This is a genomic window from Pseudoduganella sp. R-34, assembly GCF_049904655.1.
In the GTDB taxonomy this organism is placed as follows: Bacteria; Pseudomonadota; Gammaproteobacteria; order Burkholderiales; family Burkholderiaceae_D; genus Rugamonas.
Genome location: NZ_CP184572.1, coordinates 6,031,248 through 6,045,722 on the forward strand (window position 1 = coordinate 6,031,248; position 14,475 = coordinate 6,045,722).

Annotated in this window: 14 protein-coding genes; 4 read left to right on the top strand and 10 right to left on the bottom strand. The window is 63.9% G+C overall.

Annotated features, from left to right (window positions below; genetic code table 11):
- Nucleotides 1-3 precede the first annotated feature (3 nt).
- Complete coding sequence (locus ACN9MW_RS27695; protein WP_426164949.1) at nucleotides 4-429, top strand: DUF1841 family protein; 426 nt, start codon at nucleotides 4-6, stop codon at nucleotides 427-429.
- On the opposite strand, the gene ACN9MW_RS27700 is transcribed toward ACN9MW_RS27695, so the two are convergent.
- From ACN9MW_RS27700 to ACN9MW_RS27735, 8 genes are all read right to left on the bottom strand, one after another.
- Entirely contained in the window at nucleotides 413-649 is a 237-nt protein-coding gene (locus tag ACN9MW_RS27700; RefSeq protein ID WP_426164951.1) for a hypothetical protein, read from the bottom strand. The genes ACN9MW_RS27695 and ACN9MW_RS27700 overlap by 17 nt on opposite strands.
- Nucleotides 646-891 carry a hypothetical protein gene (locus tag ACN9MW_RS27705; protein ID WP_426164953.1) on the bottom strand — a complete coding sequence of 82 codons (246 nt, stop codon included), beginning with the start codon at nucleotides 889-891 and terminating at the stop codon, nucleotides 646-648. Before ACN9MW_RS27705 ends, ACN9MW_RS27700 begins: the two co-directional genes overlap by 4 nt.
- A 90-nt stretch (nucleotides 892-981) precedes the next feature.
- The gene (locus tag ACN9MW_RS27710) at nucleotides 982-1,428 is read right to left on the bottom strand and encodes a hypothetical protein (RefSeq protein ID WP_426164955.1); all 447 of its coding nucleotides are present in this window, start codon (nucleotides 1,426-1,428) and stop codon (nucleotides 982-984) included.
- Nucleotides 1,429-1,496: 68 nt separating this feature from the next.
- Nucleotides 1,497-3,644 (bottom strand): molybdopterin cofactor-binding domain-containing protein, encoded by a 2,148-nt coding sequence (locus ACN9MW_RS27715; protein WP_426164957.1) that lies wholly within the window; start codon nucleotides 3,642-3,644, stop codon nucleotides 1,497-1,499.
- Entirely contained in the window at nucleotides 3,641-4,108 is a 468-nt protein-coding gene (locus ACN9MW_RS27720; protein WP_426172323.1) for a (2Fe-2S)-binding protein, read from the bottom strand. The genes ACN9MW_RS27715 and ACN9MW_RS27720 overlap by 4 nt, the downstream gene beginning before the upstream one ends.
- Nucleotides 4,109-4,243: 135 nt before the next feature.
- A complete protein-coding gene (locus ACN9MW_RS27725) occupies nucleotides 4,244-4,585 on the bottom strand; it encodes a c-type cytochrome (protein ID WP_426164959.1) in 342 nt (113 codons plus the stop codon).
- A gap of 11 nt (nucleotides 4,586-4,596) precedes the next feature.
- The gene (locus ACN9MW_RS27730; RefSeq protein ID WP_426164961.1) at nucleotides 4,597-4,917 is read right to left on the bottom strand and encodes a c-type cytochrome; all 321 of its coding nucleotides are present in this window, start codon (nucleotides 4,915-4,917) and stop codon (nucleotides 4,597-4,599) included.
- A gap of 179 nt (nucleotides 4,918-5,096) precedes the next feature.
- A complete protein-coding gene (locus ACN9MW_RS27735; RefSeq protein ID WP_426164963.1) occupies nucleotides 5,097-8,003 on the bottom strand; it encodes an ImpA family metalloprotease in 2,907 nt (968 codons plus the stop codon).
- Nucleotides 8,004-8,381: 378 nt separating this feature from the next.
- Here ACN9MW_RS27735 and ACN9MW_RS27740 point away from each other — a divergent pair, with 378 nt between their 5' ends.
- The 3 genes from ACN9MW_RS27740 to ACN9MW_RS27750 are packed head-to-tail and all read left to right on the top strand — an operon-like array spanning nucleotide 8,382 to nucleotide 10,995.
- Entirely contained in the window at nucleotides 8,382-9,236 is an 855-nt protein-coding gene (locus tag ACN9MW_RS27740) for an AAA family ATPase (protein WP_426164965.1), read from the top strand.
- Complete coding sequence (locus tag ACN9MW_RS27745) at nucleotides 9,236-9,832, top strand: GNAT family N-acetyltransferase (protein ID WP_426164967.1); 597 nt, start codon at nucleotides 9,236-9,238, stop codon at nucleotides 9,830-9,832. The genes ACN9MW_RS27740 and ACN9MW_RS27745 overlap by 1 nt, the downstream gene beginning before the upstream one ends.
- Nucleotides 9,826-10,995 (top strand): vWA domain-containing protein, encoded by a 1,170-nt coding sequence (locus ACN9MW_RS27750; RefSeq protein ID WP_426164969.1) that lies wholly within the window; start codon nucleotides 9,826-9,828, stop codon nucleotides 10,993-10,995. Before ACN9MW_RS27745 ends, ACN9MW_RS27750 begins: the two co-directional genes overlap by 7 nt.
- Before the next feature lie 64 nt (nucleotides 10,996-11,059).
- Here the strand turns inward: ACN9MW_RS27750 and kdpE are convergent, their stop codons facing one another.
- Both kdpE and kdpD read right to left on the bottom strand, forming a co-directional pair.
- A complete protein-coding gene (kdpE, locus tag ACN9MW_RS27755) occupies nucleotides 11,060-11,767 on the bottom strand; it encodes a two-component system response regulator KdpE (RefSeq protein ID WP_426164970.1) in 708 nt (235 codons plus the stop codon).
- Complete coding sequence (gene kdpD / locus ACN9MW_RS27760; RefSeq protein ID WP_426164972.1) at nucleotides 11,764-14,475, bottom strand: two-component system sensor histidine kinase KdpD; 2,712 nt, start codon at nucleotides 14,473-14,475, stop codon at nucleotides 11,764-11,766. The genes kdpE and kdpD overlap by 4 nt, the downstream gene beginning before the upstream one ends.

Genomic DNA, 14,475 nt, shown 5'->3' on the forward strand with positions numbered 1-14,475 from the left:
GGCATGTTTACCCCGTCTTCCCACGACGTTCGCCGCTTCTTCTGCGACGTCTACCGCAAAGCCAACGCCAACGAAATCATGGACCCGATCGAACTGATCGCCCGCGACTGGATCATGGCGCACCCCGAGTACCACGACCAGTTGAAGGATGTGGAAGCGGCCATCGCCCGCGACTACTCGGTCGAAGGCAGCGAAGCCAACCCTTTCCTGCACCTGTCGATGCACCTGTCGATCACCGAACAGCTGTCGATCGACCAGCCGCGCGGCATTCGCGAAGCCTTTGTTGGACTGGCGCGCAAGCTGGGCACCGAACACGCCGCGCACCACGAAATCATGGAGTGCCTGGGAGAGATGATCTGGAATTCCCAGCGCCGCGGCGTGCCGCCGGACGGCGCGGCCTACGTGGAAGCGGTCAAGCGCCGGATTTGAGGAGCAGGCGCGCGGCGCCCGCCAAGCCATAGCCCGCAGCCAGCAACAAGGCGTAGCGCACGTCGGACATGGTTCGCGTCAGCTGCCACACCACCGCGGCCAGCAGCAGCATGATCGCTGCCGTTCCGAACAGGCCCAGCACAGCGCGTTTCCGGCTTACCGCCCGCGACTGCCAGATCCCCAGGGCCGCCAGGCAGAAGGCGGTAAAGTAAGCGATCACGCCTCGTCCACGCGGACGATAGGCATATGCCAGATCAGGGCGAACACCAGCGGGCTGGCGACTGCCGCGAAAATCACCGAGCGCACCAGGTGGTCGGAACCGGCTGCCAGCGCCGGGCCGACATTGATCAGCCACGGCAGCGTCGCAGCCAGCAGGGCTTGCGACTTGCGTCCCAGGCGGGCGATCAGGCACAGCATCAGCACTGCCACCCCGGCCAGCAATGCAGTAAGCAAGTACACCATCTCTCGGCACCTCCGCGATTTCTTGATACGGCCATGATAGACCACAGGTTCCTCGCGGAAACTATCCAATAATCGCAGTGCAGCAAATATTTATGCCGGCTTCCTGAACACGCAATAGCCGCCTGCCAGGCGGGCATCCGGCGCCGCGGCCAGGTGGCCATCGGACAGCAGGTAGATGCAGGAGCCTGCGCAGGCTTCCAGGTGCGCCAGCATCTCAGGCAGCGTGGCCTCGGCCGCAAAATCATCCCACGCCGTGCCGGCGCCCGCCCCGGCGCGCGGCGTCACGATGGCGTGGCTGGAGCCGAAGGCAGATGCCAGGCGCAAGGCAAGGCCCGCCAGCGCGGCGCGGCTGCCCATGCGCTGCAATACGCAAGGCCAGCAGAAAACGTCGTCGCGCAACTCAAGCGCCACCATATGCTGGCTGGCCTGGCGCGCGCTGGCCGGCAGTCCGCCAACCCGGCCCAGCGCCTTGTCGACGCGCCGCAACAGGCCGCGCGCTGGCAGCGCATGGCTGACGTAGATTGTCGAAGTTTCCATGTTGATTTCCTCCAAGCATCATGCTTTCCTTCAGCATAGACCATGAATGCCACATGGAAACTATCCAATCATTGCAGCCGCAGCCCGGCCTTGATCAAAGGCAAATCGGTGTAGCGCCGGCCGGTGGCGGCAAACAGGGCATTTGCCAGGGCCGGCGCCAGCGGGCCGACCGCTTCCTCGCCGACACCGCCGGGCGCCTCGTTGCTGTCGATGACCACGACGTCGATCTGCGGCGTTTCAGCCAGGGACAGCAGCTTGTAATCGCTGAAGTTCGACTGTTCCACCGCGCCATCCCTGACCGTGATTTCGCCGTAAAAGGCCGCGCTCAGGGCGAAGATGATGCCGCCCTCCACTTGGCCGCGGATGTTGCGCGGGTTGACCGCAATGCCGCAGTCGAGCACCGTGGTGACGCGGTGCAGCCTGACCCGTGATTCCGCGTCGACCGACAGTTCGACCACCTGGCCGATATAGGTGCCGTTGGCCCAGGTGAAAGCCATGCCGCAGTGGCGCCCGGGCAGCCTGTCGCCGCGCCAGCCGGAACGCGCTTCCAGCTGGTCGAGCACCGCGCTTTCGCGGCTGCCTGCCTTCATCAGGCTGCGCCGGTAATCAAGCGGGTCCTCCTTGGCGCGCAGGGCAAGGTCGTCCACGAAGGACTCGGTGGCGAAGACGTTCTGCGACGCGGCGACCGAACGCCAGTAGCCAAGCGGCACGCCGGCGTCGATGGTGTTGGTGCGGTGAGCGAAGCCGGGCAAGCCGTAGTGGCGGGTCATCAGCACGCCGACTGCGCTGCGGTCGAAAGGCCTGGCGTACTGCCTGTCCGCGCCGAATCGCGAGTAGTTGAACAGGGTGTCGCTCGCGCTGTCCATGCGCACGGCGGCCAGCGCACCGGCGGCGTCGAAGCCGGCGCGCAGGCGCAGCACGGCGGCCGGCCGGTGGTAGCCGTGGCGCATGTCTTCTTCGCGGCTCCACAGCAGCTTGACCGGCACGCCGGCTTCCTTCGCGATCAGGGCTGCCTGCACGGCGAAATCGGCCTCGATGCGGCGGCCGAAACCTCCGCCGCTTAGCGTCGTGCGGATCGTGACCGCTTCCGGCGCGATGCCAAGCGCCTGCGAGACATAGGTGCGGGCCGTGTCCTGCGCTTGCGTCGGCAGCCACAGTTCCGCCTTGCCGTCCCTGACGCTGGCGGTGCCGTTCATCGGCTCCATGGTGGCATGCGCCAGCAGCGGCACGCTGTAGGTCCGTTCCAGCCAGGCGATGGACCTGGCCACGCCTGCGTCGTGCGCGGCGCCGATGTCTTCGGCCTTGCCATTGCGCGGCACGACCAGGTCGCCCTCTTTCTGCACTGCCTCGCGCAGCAAATCGCGGTACGGGGCGCTGGAGTGCTTGCTGGCAGCGGCGAGGTTCCATTCCGGCTTGAGCGCATTGAGCGCTTGCTGCGCGCGCCAATAGCTGTCGGCCACGACAGCCACGGCATCGGGCAGGCGCACCACTTTCTTCACGCCGCGCTTTGCCAGCGCCGGCTGCGGGTCGAGCGCCGCCAGCTTGCCGCCGAAGTGCGGGCACTGCATGATCGCGGCATGCAGCATGCCGGGCACTTTCACGTCGATGCCGTAGACCGCGCTGCCATCGGTCTTGGCGGGCAGGTCGAGCCGGGCCACGTCCTTGCCCATGTAGCGCCAGCGCTGCTTCGGCATCAAGGGCGGATCGGCCGGTACCTGCTGGGCTGCCGCCAGCTGCACCAGCCTGGCATAGGGCAGCTTGCGGCCGCTAGGCTTGTGCAGTACGGCGCCAAGCTGAGTGTCGCATTCTTCGGACGGGACTTTCCACTCCGCGGCAGCCGCACTCACCAGCATCGCGCGCGCCTGGGCGCCGGCCTTGCGCAGTTGCGTGAACTGGCGCGCCACGCCGCCGCTGCCATAGGTCGCATATTCGCCCCAGCCGGCGTTGATGAACTGCTTTTCGAGCGGCGCCATTTCGATGCGCACGGTTTTCCAGTCCAGGTCCATTTCGTCGGCCAGCAGCTGGGCGATGGCGGTGCCGGTGCCCTGTCCTATTTCACTGGCGTTGGAGAGGATGGTGACGCTGCCGTCCGGCGCAATGCGCACCCAGCCCGGCGGCGGAAGCGGCGTCTCGGCCGCCGCAGCGACGGCCGGGCCGACGGCGAGCAGCAGGCCGCCGGCCGCCAAGGTCTTCAGGAAGTCGCGGCGGTTGCTCATGCCACCTCCTCCACCTTCATCCCCGCCGCACGCCTGATTGCGCGCCGCACGCGTGGATACGTGCCGCAGCGGCACAGGTTCGTCATCGCTTCCGCAATCTGCGCATCGGTCGGCCTGGGATGGGATTTGAGCAGCGCCGCCGCCGCCATCAGCATGCCCGACTGGCAGTAGCCGCACTGCGGCACCTGCTCCGCGATCCAGGCCTGCTGCAAGGCGTGCGAACGATCCGGCGACAAGGCTTCGATCGTCCTTACCCTACTCTTGCCGACCGCGCTGACCGGCATCACGCAGCTTCGCACCACCTGACCGTCGATGTGCACGGTGCAGGCGCCGCAAACGCCCGCTCCGCAGCCGTACTTGGTACCGGTCAGCCCCAGCGTATCGCGCAGCACCCACAGCAGCGGCGTATCGCCCTCGACATCGGCCGTGCGGGCCGCGCCATTGATATCCAGCTTGTAAGCCATCGTCTCCTCCAAATGTTGGAGGAAGCTTAACAGCGGCCAGTGCGCGCGGCTCGGCGCTGTGACGAACGCCGGCAACCGTGGTTTAAAAATGCAAAAAGCCCGCACAGGGCGGGCTTCTCTTCAAGCAGCGCTGAATCAGCGCTTCAGGACCAGCGAACCTGGCAGCGAGTGCAGGTAGGCGGCGATGTCCTGGATGTCCTTGTTGGTCAGGGGCTTGACCTGGCCGGTCATGATCGCGTTGGAGCGGCCGTTCGGCGCGTCGCCGCGCTTGTAAGCGGTCAGCGCATGCTGCAGGTAATCCTTGTGCTGGCCGGCCAGCTTTGGATAGCTCGGGTCGATCGGGGAGTTGTAATCCTTGCCGTGGCAGGCAGCGCAGCTGTATTTTTCAGTCAGGGCCTTGCCATTTTCGATGCTGCCGCCAGCCAGGGCGCTGAACGAGACTGCGGAGCAGAACAGAGCGGTAATCAGTTTTTTCATGGTTCAGGGCCTTATTTCTGCTGGGAGTAGAACGCGGCGATGTCGGCGATGTCCTGGTCGGACAGGCTGACAGCGATACCCTTCATGGTCGGGTGCTTGCGCTCACCCTTCTGGTAGCCCTTGAGCGCGTTTTCAATGTACTTGGCAGATTGGCCGCCGATCATCGGCACCTGGAAAACTTCGGGGAAAGTCGCTTTGTAGCCTGGAATTGCATGGCAACCGATGCACATCTCGATCTTGCCTTTTGCGTTCTTGGCGTCGCCGACGATGTCCGCGGCGACGGCTGCCTGCGCAACTGCGGTCAGCGCGAGGAGTGCGAAGATTTTTTTCATAGGTGTGGGCTTTAGTCAGTTGAAATCGGACACTGCATTGCGCAACAAAACCGCTCCTTTGCGCCCTCAACCTGCGATTTTACCTTAGAAGTTGGCCAATCGTCCATAAGATGGAACAAGCAACAGCCTGAAACTGTGGTTTGCCAGGGCTTGCCATAACAGCAAGCCCTGGCTGGGCCTTAATAGCCGGCCGGATAGCTGGCAGTTGCACTCATGGTGACCGGCTGCCCCACGCCGCTGCCCGAGCTGATCAAGTCATTCATCGGGAAGAACAGCTGCGCTGCTGCCGGCAGGTTGTATGCCGCCACCTGGGCTTCCGCTGCTGCGCTGACCGTGATGCCCCACAGCTTGAACATCGGACGCATGTCGCGGCCAATCAGGAAGGAGCTCGAGACCAGCATGAAGTCGTTGCCGTCCATATTGGAAGGGTAGCTGGCGTAGGTGCCGAAGCCATAGCCCGATGCCACGCTGGCCCAGTTGCCCGAACTGGCGCTCATATTACGGTCCAGCAGGTATTGCAGGGTCGGCAGCTCCCAGCCGTCGACAAAGCTGCTGTTGTAATAGCGTGCGTATTCCACCAGCTGGCGATAGAACATGATGCGTACCGAGTTGTTGGCGGCGTAGCTGCTGTCGGACCAGGTGCTGTTGAACATGGCGTTGGCCGGATCGGCGGCAGCCAGCGCCGTCTTCAGGGCGCTGAACGCGGCGAAGCCGGTATCCGGGCGCGCCTTGAGCGGGGCGGCAATGCCTGCAGGCGATTGATTGAACTTGATCATCTTATGCACCGGGAAGATGTTGTTCGACACTTCCGTCGACTGGCCGCCGTAAATCTTCATGCGCCAAACCTGCAGGTTATGCCCGATCTCGTGCGACTCGCCCCAGCCAAGCGGCTCGAACGGCCAGTCCTGGTCATAAGGATTGCCGGAGCAGCCGTTGCCGCAAGCGGCATGCGAATCGGCGATCACGTTTTGCATGGTGTCGCGGCGGTGCTGGGTGCCGGTGCAGTCCCAGCCCAGGCTGTCGCACTTGGCCTTGACGCTTGGCGCCAGGCCCAGGAAGCCGCTGGAGGCGTTGAAGCCGGCCAGCTCGTAAGTATCCTTGATGGTGTACTTGAAGGTGGTGTCCGCCAGCCGCACCATATTGCCCTGGTAGTTGGAAATGGTGCGCTTGAACTTGTCCTTCTGCGACTGCACGGTCAGCGTATCGGTGGCAAAGACCACCCAGCCGGTCGGCGTCGTGTTGACGGCATCCTGGAAGGCCGCCACCTGCACCGGGTCGTAGGCATTGCGCAGGATAGGATGCGTAATCACGCCATCGACCTTCACGCTGACCGACTGTTCGCCGGCCACCGGCGCATCGATGAACAGGATCAGCGGACCGCCGTAAGGGCTGCTGATCACGACCGGCTTGTTCGGCTCCAGCGCGAAACGCGGCGAGCTGATTTGCGACGGACGGTCATAGGTGTTGAAGACCCAGGTGGTATCGCGCAGCATGTTCAGGCCGAAGCGTACGGTGTTGCCGCCGTTGTCGGTGCGGGTCAGGGTCACCTTCGTTCCCGGCATGACGTACAGGCCGGTCATGTATTGCTTGGTGCCGCTGCTCGGCAGGCCCGTGGTAACGGTGCTGGACACGGTCGGCGTGGTCGCCGGGAACAGGTCCGAGAAATTGCCCAGGTTCTTCGCGACGGTCGTGACGCTGCGGTTGTACATCACCGTCATGTCGGAGAACAGGCCGCGGAAAAAGTCCTGGCGGTTGGCGGTCCTGGTCATCGGGTAGGACAGGGCCGCACGGTATTTGTCGCCCAGCAGGACCAGCAGCTTCTCCAGCTGGTAGCCGGTCTGGGCGAACAATGGCGCCTGCGGGTTGTCCAGGTCCCGGATCACGTCCTGCACATCCTTGACCGGATTGCCGAATTCCGCCATGTACGCAACGTCATCCGAGCAGTCGATGCGGCCGCCGCTCGTGCAACCGCTCCAGCTGGTGGTGAAGTTGTTCTGGTTCAGGCGGTTGAGCAGGTTCTGGAACTTGCTCAGTTGCGGCGAATTCGCCGGCAAGGCCGCCGGGTCGAAGGACAACAGGCCTTGCTTGCTCCAGTAATTGGTTTGCTGGCTGAGACCGAAGTAATTCAGCAAGCGGTCGGACAGGTCGTCGCTGTCGCGGTAGTGGTGCAGGTACAGCACCGGAATGCCGCGCTTCTGGGCGTCGGCCACTGCCTGCATCACAGCCGCGCCATCATAGGCGCCCGGCCCCTGCTCGCGGCCAATCACCAGCAGGTCCGCGCTCTGCAGGCAGCCTGCCAGCGCAGCGCCGTCGCACACATTGTCTTTTTGCGTAGCGCCAGCCGCCAGGCCGTTGACGGTTGCCGTCGGCGACTTGGCAAAGAACCAGTCGCGCACCTTCTTCTCGTAAGGGAACCAATAGGTCTCGGTACCAGGCAGGTGCGCGGTAACGACCTTCAGGTTGGCCAGGCTGCTGCGCGCGGTCAACCAGGTCGCCAGGTTGACCATGAACTGGTCCATATTGGCGTTGCCCGGCACGCCCAGCGGATTGCCGCCAAAGGCGGCGTAGCGCGCATTGCTGCCCGGTGCAACGCCGGCGACCGCCAGGGCGGAACCGTTACCGGCGGCGCTGTCGCTATAGCTCCAGTTGGAAGGCAGGATAACGTGGTTGCGCGAGTTGTCGCCTACGCCGAAAACCGACGAATCATGGGTCGGGTTCCAGTCGATGAGCCCGACGCTGGAACTGGTCCGCTTGCCATCCGCGCCGAGCTGGAACAAGGCCTGCTTGAGTTCACCGTACTTGGCGGCCTGCCCTGATATCAGCGCCTGCGCCGCCTGCATGATTTCATCGGTCGTGGCGTACTGGGCATCACCGGCCGTCAACGCTGCGCTGACCCCGGTTTGACCGCTGGTCTGGCCGCCGGAAGGAGGCGTGGATGGCTGGCTGCCACCCGTTGCAGGATTGCCGCTACCGGTCGAGCCACTGCCAGGCGCACCGCTGGCGCCACTGTCGGAGCCGCCGCCGCAGCCAGCAAGGCCCGCCAACAAGGCGACCAGGGGAATTAATTGGAATAGGTTCTTATTCACACCAGCCCTTTATCTGAAGAATATTAGCAGTCGAAAAAATGTTGCCATATGGAAATGGCGGGAAGTATATCTCAAAAGGCAAGAGATATATCCGGCTAATTTTCGAGGGCACCCTCATTAGTGAGTAATTAGCAACAGAAGGCGGACATTTTGGCCAGAATCGGCAGAAATCATCGGGCAAATGCACGCTTGGCGGTGCGCCCGGCAGCAACCGCGAGTTTGCAAAACAATAAATACGCATTAACGCAATAGCATCAAATAAGAATATAAAAGTGCAACGGGATAATATAAAAAAGTTAATTGAAATCCGAGGACCGCGGCACCGCGCCAGGCCGCTCTGGCATATACTTCCATTGATCAACTCACTGGAAATTTTCTATGCACGCACCGCAACGCTTTGAAGGCTCGGACAACTACGTCGCCACCAATGACCTGAAGCTGGCCGTCAACGCCGCCCTCACCCTGCAGCGTCCCTTGCTGATCAAGGGCGAGCCGGGCACCGGCAAGACCATGCTGGCCGAAGAAGTCGCCGCCGCCCTCGACATGCCGCTGATGCAGTGGCATATCAAATCCACCACCAAGGCCCAGCAAGGGCTGTACGAATATGACGCCGTGTCCCGCCTGCGCGATTCCCAACTGGGCGATGAACGCGTGCGCGACATCCACAACTACATCGTCAAGGGCGTGCTGTGGCAAGCCTTCACCGCGCCGGAACCGGTGGTGCTGCTGATCGACGAGATCGACAAGGCCGACATCGAATTCCCGAACGACCTGCTGCGCGAACTGGACCGCATGGAGTTCTACGTCTACGAGACGCGCGAGATGGTCACCGCCAGGCACCGCCCGCTGGTGATCATCACCTCGAATAACGAGAAGGAACTGCCGGACGCCTTCCTGCGCCGCTGCTTCTTCCACTACATCAAATTCCCGGACAAGGACACGATGGAAGCCATCGTCAAGGTCCACTACCCTCACCTGAAGCAGGAATTGCTGGCCACCGCCCTGCAAACTTTCTACGAAGTGCGCGACGTGCCGGGCCTGAAGAAGAAGCCATCGACCAGCGAATTCCTCGACTGGCTGAAGCTCCTGATGGCCGAAGACATCCCGCCGGAAGTCCTGCGCGGCAAGGACCAGAAGGCGGCTGTCCCGCCGCTGCACGGCGCCCTGCTGAAAAACGAACAGGACGTGCACCTGTTCGAACGCCTGGTATTCATGTCGAGGACCAACCGCTGATGGACGCACCAACCCCGGTCACGCTGGAAGCCAACGGCCTGCGCCTGGAGCCGCTCGGACCGCAGCATGCCGACGCCCTGCGTGAAGCCGCGCAGGACGGCGAGCTGTGGAAGCTGCGCATCACCTCCGTGCCGGAACCGCACGAGGTGGAAGCCTACATCGCCACTGCACTGGAAATGCGCCCTTCCCGGCTGGCCTTCGCCGTGGTGGATGCGGCCAGCGGCCAGGTGCTGGGCACCACCAGCTACCACGACATCGTGCCCGCCATCGACCGCGCCGAAATCGGCTACACCTGGTACCGCCGCAGCGTGCAGCGCACGCATGTGAACACCACCTGCAAGCTGCTCCTGCTGACGCACGCCTTCGAAACGCTGGGCTGCGCCGTGGTCGGCTTCCGCACCGATAACTTCAACCATGCCTCGCAGGCCGCCATCGAACGACTCGGCGCAAAGAAGGACGGCGTGATCCGCCACCACGCCGTGCGCCGCGACGGCACCGTGCGCGACACGGTCATGTACAGCATCGTGCGCGGTGAATGGCCGGAAGTGAAGGCGCAACTGCGCTACCTGCTGGCGCGGAGTGCAACGGCATGCTGATCGACTTCTTCTTCGCGCTGAAAGACGCCAGGATCCCGGTCACGATCAAGGAATTCCTCACCCTGCTGGAAGCCATGCAAAAGCAGGTACTGGAGCCATCGCTGGACGACTTCTACTACATGAGCCGCCTGTGCCTGGTGAAGGACGAGGCCAACTACGACAAGTTCGACCGCGCTTTTGGGCAGTATTTCAAAGGCATCAACGCCGTCTTCGACACCACCAAGGAGATCCCGCTCGACTGGCTGCTGCAGCGCATGAAACGCGAGCTGACGCCCGAGCAGATCGCCGCGCTGGAGAAATTCGGCTACGACAAGCTGATGGACCGCCTGAATGAGCTGCTGAAAGAGCAGAAGGAACGCCACGAAGGCGGCAACAAATGGATCGGCAGCGGCGGCACCTCCCCGTTCGGCAATGGCGGCACCAATCCCGAAGGCATCCGCATCGGCGGCAAGGGTGGCAACCGCACCGCGGTCAAAGTGTGGGAGCAACGCACCTACAAGGACTACGACGGCGAGCGCGAACTGGGCACGCGCAACATCAAGGTCGCCCTGCGCCGCCTGCGCAAGTTCGCGCGCGAAGGCGCGGCCGAGGAACTGGCGCTGGACCAGACCATCCGCGCCACCGCCAACAATGCCGGCTACCTCGACATCAAGATGCAGCCCGAGCGCAAGAACAACGTCAAGGTGCTGATGCTGATGGACGTCGGCGGCACGATGGACGACCACATCGAACGCGCGGAAGAACTGTTCTCGGCCGCCAAGACCGAGTTCAAGAACATGGAGTTCTACTACTTCCACAACTGCGTGTACGACTACCTGTGGCGCAGCAACCGCCGCCGCAACGCCGAACGCTTCGCCACCTGGGACGTGCTGCGCAAATACCCGTCCGACACAAAGCTGATCTTCGTCGGCGACGCCACCATGAGTCCCTACGAAGTGCTGCAGCCCGGCGGCTCGGTCGAATACAACAACGAAGAAGCCGGCGCCGAATGGCTCGGACGCTTCACCTCGCACTTCCCGAAGTTCATCTGGCTCAACCCCGAGCCGGAAGGCCTGTGGCAATACCGCCAGTCGATCAGCATCATCAAGCAGATCATGCAGAACCGCATGTTCCCCATCACCATCGAAGGCCTCGAGCGCGCCATGCGCATGCTCTCGAAATAAAAGTCGGGGTCAGGTCTGGCAATCCGCCACATTTGTGGCGGATTGCCAGACCTGACCCCGACTTTCAAGTTAATTGGAGGCGGTAGCCGACGGCGGTTTCGGTCAGCAGGTATTGCGGCTGGGCGGGGTCGTCTTCCAGCTTATGGCGCAGGTGGCCCATGTAGATGCGCAGGTAGTGGCTGTTGTCCGATTGCGCGGGGCCCCAGACGGCGCGCAGCAACTGGGGCGCGGTCATCACGCGGCCGGCGTTGGCGACCAGCACGGACAGCAAGCGGTATTCGGTTGGCGTCAGGTGGACGTGCTCGCCGCGCTTGGTGACGCGGCGGTTCGGCAAGTCGACCACTACTTCGCCAAATTGCACTTGGCCGGCGCTGTCGGCCTGCGGTTGCCGCTGGCGGCGCAGGGTGGCGCGCACCCGGGCCAGCAGCTCGCCGGTACCGAATGGCTTGCTGAGGTAATCGTCGGCGCCGGCGTCGAGCGCCTTGATCTTGTCGGCTTCGTTGACGCGCGCCGACAGCACGATGACCGGCACGTTCGACCATTTGCGCAGGTCGGCGATGAAATCGTTGCCGTCGCCATCCGGCAGGCCGAGGTCGAGGATCACCAGGTCGGGCCGGCGCGTTCCGGCGTCGATCAGGCCACGCTGCATGCTGGCCGATTCGTGCACGTGCCAGCCCTCTTCCTCCAGTGCGGCGCGCACGAAGCGGCGGATCTGGGGTTCGTCTTCCACTAGCAAGGCGGTGGGGACAATCTCGGATTGTTGGGTGTTCATTCTTCCTCGATTTCAGGCAGCCCCGGCGGCGTGCCGACCGGCAGCGTGAAGACGAAGGCGGCGCCTCCCAGGGGCGATTTGTCCGCTGCAATGGTGCCGCCGTGTGCTTCGACGATGGCGCGGCAAATCGCCAGCCCGAGGCCGACGCCCGGCTTGGCCGATTCTTTTTCGCCGCGGGTGAATTTTTCAAAGATCGCTTCTTCGCGCCCACGCGGCAGGCCCGGGCCGTTATCGTACACCATGACCCGCACGAATTCGCCGCGCTGCACGGCGTAGATCACGATGGATGCGCTGGGCGGCGTGTACTTGGCGGCGTTTTCCAGCAGGTTGCACAGCACGCGTTCGATCAGCACCGCGTCGAAGCGCAACAGGGGCAAGCCGAGCGAGAGCTGGGTGCTGACCTTGTGCCCTGTCAGCTGCAGGCGGCTCGAACGCAAGGCGCTGCCCACTACTTCTTCCAGCGGTTGCCATTGCAGGTTGAATTTCAGTTCGCCGCTTTCGATGCGCGCCATGTCGAGCAGGTTGGCGACCAGGGCGCTCATGCGCAGCGCTTCGGCATGCAGGGAGCTGGCGAGGGACAGCTGCTGCGCCGACAGCGCCGGGCGCGAACCGGCCAGCGATTCGGACAGGCCGACCAGTGAAGTCAGCGGCGTGCGCAGGTCGTGCGACAAGGCTGCCAGCAGCGAATTGCGCAGCCGTTCCGATTCCATATTGACCAGCGCCTCCTGCGCCACTTCGACGTAATGCACCCGCTCCAGTGCAATCGCGGCCAGCGCCGCGAAGGTGTCGAGGTGCTGCCGCTGTTCGGGAATCAGTAGCCAGCGGCGCTGCGCCGGCTCAATGGCCAGCACGCCACGGGTGCGCATGGGCGCTACCAACGGCATGTAGAACAAGGGGCTGGCCGGAAGCGTGTCCGTGCACAGGCCAGCGCTTTCGGCATGGTCGAACGCCCATTGCGCCACGCCCTCGTCAAGCGCAGGCACCGGAGCGGTGCCTGGCGGCAGGTGCAGCCTTCCGTCGGCATCAGGCACCAGCAGCGTTGCCTTGGCATTGAAAGTCGATTGTACGAAGCGCGCCGTGGTCTCGAACACTTGCCCGGTCTGCAGCGCCCCGGACAGCTCGCGCGCGAATTCGTACAGGGCGCGGGCGCGTGCTTCACGATAGGAGGCCACACGGGCCTGGAAGCGCAAGCCCGCGGTCAGGTGGCCGGTGATCAAGCCTACCGCCAGCATCACGGCAAAGGTGATGGCGTATTGCAGGTCCGAGATCGCGAAACTGAAGCGTGGCGGCACGAAGAAAAAGTCGAAACACGCCACGCTGACGCAGGTCGCCAGCACGGATGGCCCGCGCCCGTAGCGCACTGCCACCAGCAGCACCACCAAAAGGAACAGCATGGCAATATTGGCCAGGTCGAAGTATGGCAGCAGCGGCGTCGCCAGCATGGCCATGCCGACGCTGGCGAGGCCAGCCACCGCAAAGCCCTTCGCCCGCCGCCTGAAGCGCAGCGCATCTTCGTCGGCGTCGTCCGGCGCGGCGGTGCCGGCTGCGGCTTGCACCGGATGCGATTCGACCTCGCTGCCGGACACTTCGATCAGGTCGATGTCGGGCGCATGCGCCGCCAGGCTGCGGATATGCGAACGGCGCCATGGCCAGTTGCGGTGCGCCCGCCCCATCGCAATCTTGGACAGGTTGTGGCTGCGCGCGTACGCGGCAGCCGTGGCGGCGATATCGCTGCCGGACAGCACGGCAGTGGTGGCGCCCAGGTCCTGCGCCAGCTTGAGCATTTTCAGGACGCGCTCACGCTCCCCGGCCGGCAGGCGTTGCAAGGCCGGCGTCTCGACGTAGATGGCGTGCCATTGCGTGCCCAGTTGTCCCGCCAGGCGTGCGGCGCTGCGCACCACTTGCTCGCAGCCTGGGCGCGGGCCGATCAGCGCCAGCACCGATGCGCCGGTTTTCCAGATGGTGTCGATCGACTGCTCGACACGATAGGCGCGCACATCGTCTTCGATACGGTCGGCAGTGCGGCGCAGGGCCAGTTCACGCAGCGCGATCAGGTTCCCTTTGCGGAAGAAGTTTTTCGCGGCCCGTTCGGCCTGCTGCGCCTGGTAGACCTTGCCGCCTTTCAGGCGCGTCAACAGTTCGTCGGCCGGGATGTCGACCAGCACCACTTCGTCGGCGGCGTCGAACACGGTATCGGGCACGGTTTCATTGACCTGGATGCCGGTGATGCCGCCCACCACGTCGTTCAGGCTTTCCAGGTGCTGCACGTTGACGGTGCTGAAGACATCAATGCCGGCTTCCAGCAGTTCTTCCACGTCCTGCCAGCGTTTGGGATGGCGCGAGCCCGGCGCGTTGGAGTGCGCCAGTTCGTCGATCAGGACCAGCGGCGGGCGGCGCGCCAGGGCGGCATCGATATCGAACTCGTTCAGGATCTTGCCGCGATAGGCAATTGCCCGAAGCGGCAGTACGTCCAGCCCTTCCAGCAGCGCCGCCGTTTCGCTGCGGCCGTGGGTCTCGATGACGCCGACCAGCACCAGCTGCCCGGCCGCCTGCAACTTGCGGGCGGCCGACAGCATGGCGTAGGTCTTGCCGACGCCGGCCGACGCGCCGAAGTAGATGCGCAGCTTGCCCCGCGCCGCCTTGCGCTCCTGCTGCATTTGCGCCAGCAGCGCGTCGGGATCTGGCCGGTCGTCGTCGAGTGGAATCAT

Bases quoted from the DNA above. Each gene is read 5' to 3' on its own strand.
- ACN9MW_RS27695 (WP_426164949.1), top strand. From the start codon at position 4: ATGTTTACCCCGTCTTCCCACGACGTTCGCCGCTTCTTCTGCGACGTC.
- ACN9MW_RS27705 (WP_426164953.1), bottom strand. From the start codon at position 891: ATGGTGTACTTGCTTACTGCATTGCTGGCCGGGGTGGCAGTGCTGATG.
- ACN9MW_RS27710 (WP_426164955.1), bottom strand. From the start codon at position 1,428: ATGGAAACTTCGACAATCTACGTCAGCCATGCGCTGCCAGCGCGCGGC.
- ACN9MW_RS27715 (WP_426164957.1), bottom strand. From the start codon at position 3,644: ATGAGCAACCGCCGCGACTTCCTGAAGACCTTGGCGGCCGGCGGCCTG.
- ACN9MW_RS27720 (WP_426172323.1), bottom strand. From the start codon at position 4,108: ATGGCTTACAAGCTGGATATCAATGGCGCGGCCCGCACGGCCGATGTC.
- ACN9MW_RS27725 (WP_426164959.1), bottom strand. From the start codon at position 4,585: ATGAAAAAACTGATTACCGCTCTGTTCTGCTCCGCAGTCTCGTTCAGC.
- ACN9MW_RS27730 (WP_426164961.1), bottom strand. From the start codon at position 4,917: ATGAAAAAAATCTTCGCACTCCTCGCGCTGACCGCAGTTGCGCAGGCA.
- ACN9MW_RS27740 (WP_426164965.1), top strand. From the start codon at position 8,382: ATGCACGCACCGCAACGCTTTGAAGGCTCGGACAACTACGTCGCCACC.
- ACN9MW_RS27745 (WP_426164967.1), top strand. From the start codon at position 9,236: ATGGACGCACCAACCCCGGTCACGCTGGAAGCCAACGGCCTGCGCCTG.
- ACN9MW_RS27750 (WP_426164969.1), top strand. From the start codon at position 9,826: ATGCTGATCGACTTCTTCTTCGCGCTGAAAGACGCCAGGATCCCGGTC.
- kdpE (WP_426164970.1), bottom strand. From the start codon at position 11,767: ATGAACACCCAACAATCCGAGATTGTCCCCACCGCCTTGCTAGTGGAA.
- kdpD (WP_426164972.1), bottom strand. From the start codon at position 14,475: ATGATTCCACTCGACGACGACCGGCCAGATCCCGACGCGCTGCTGGCG.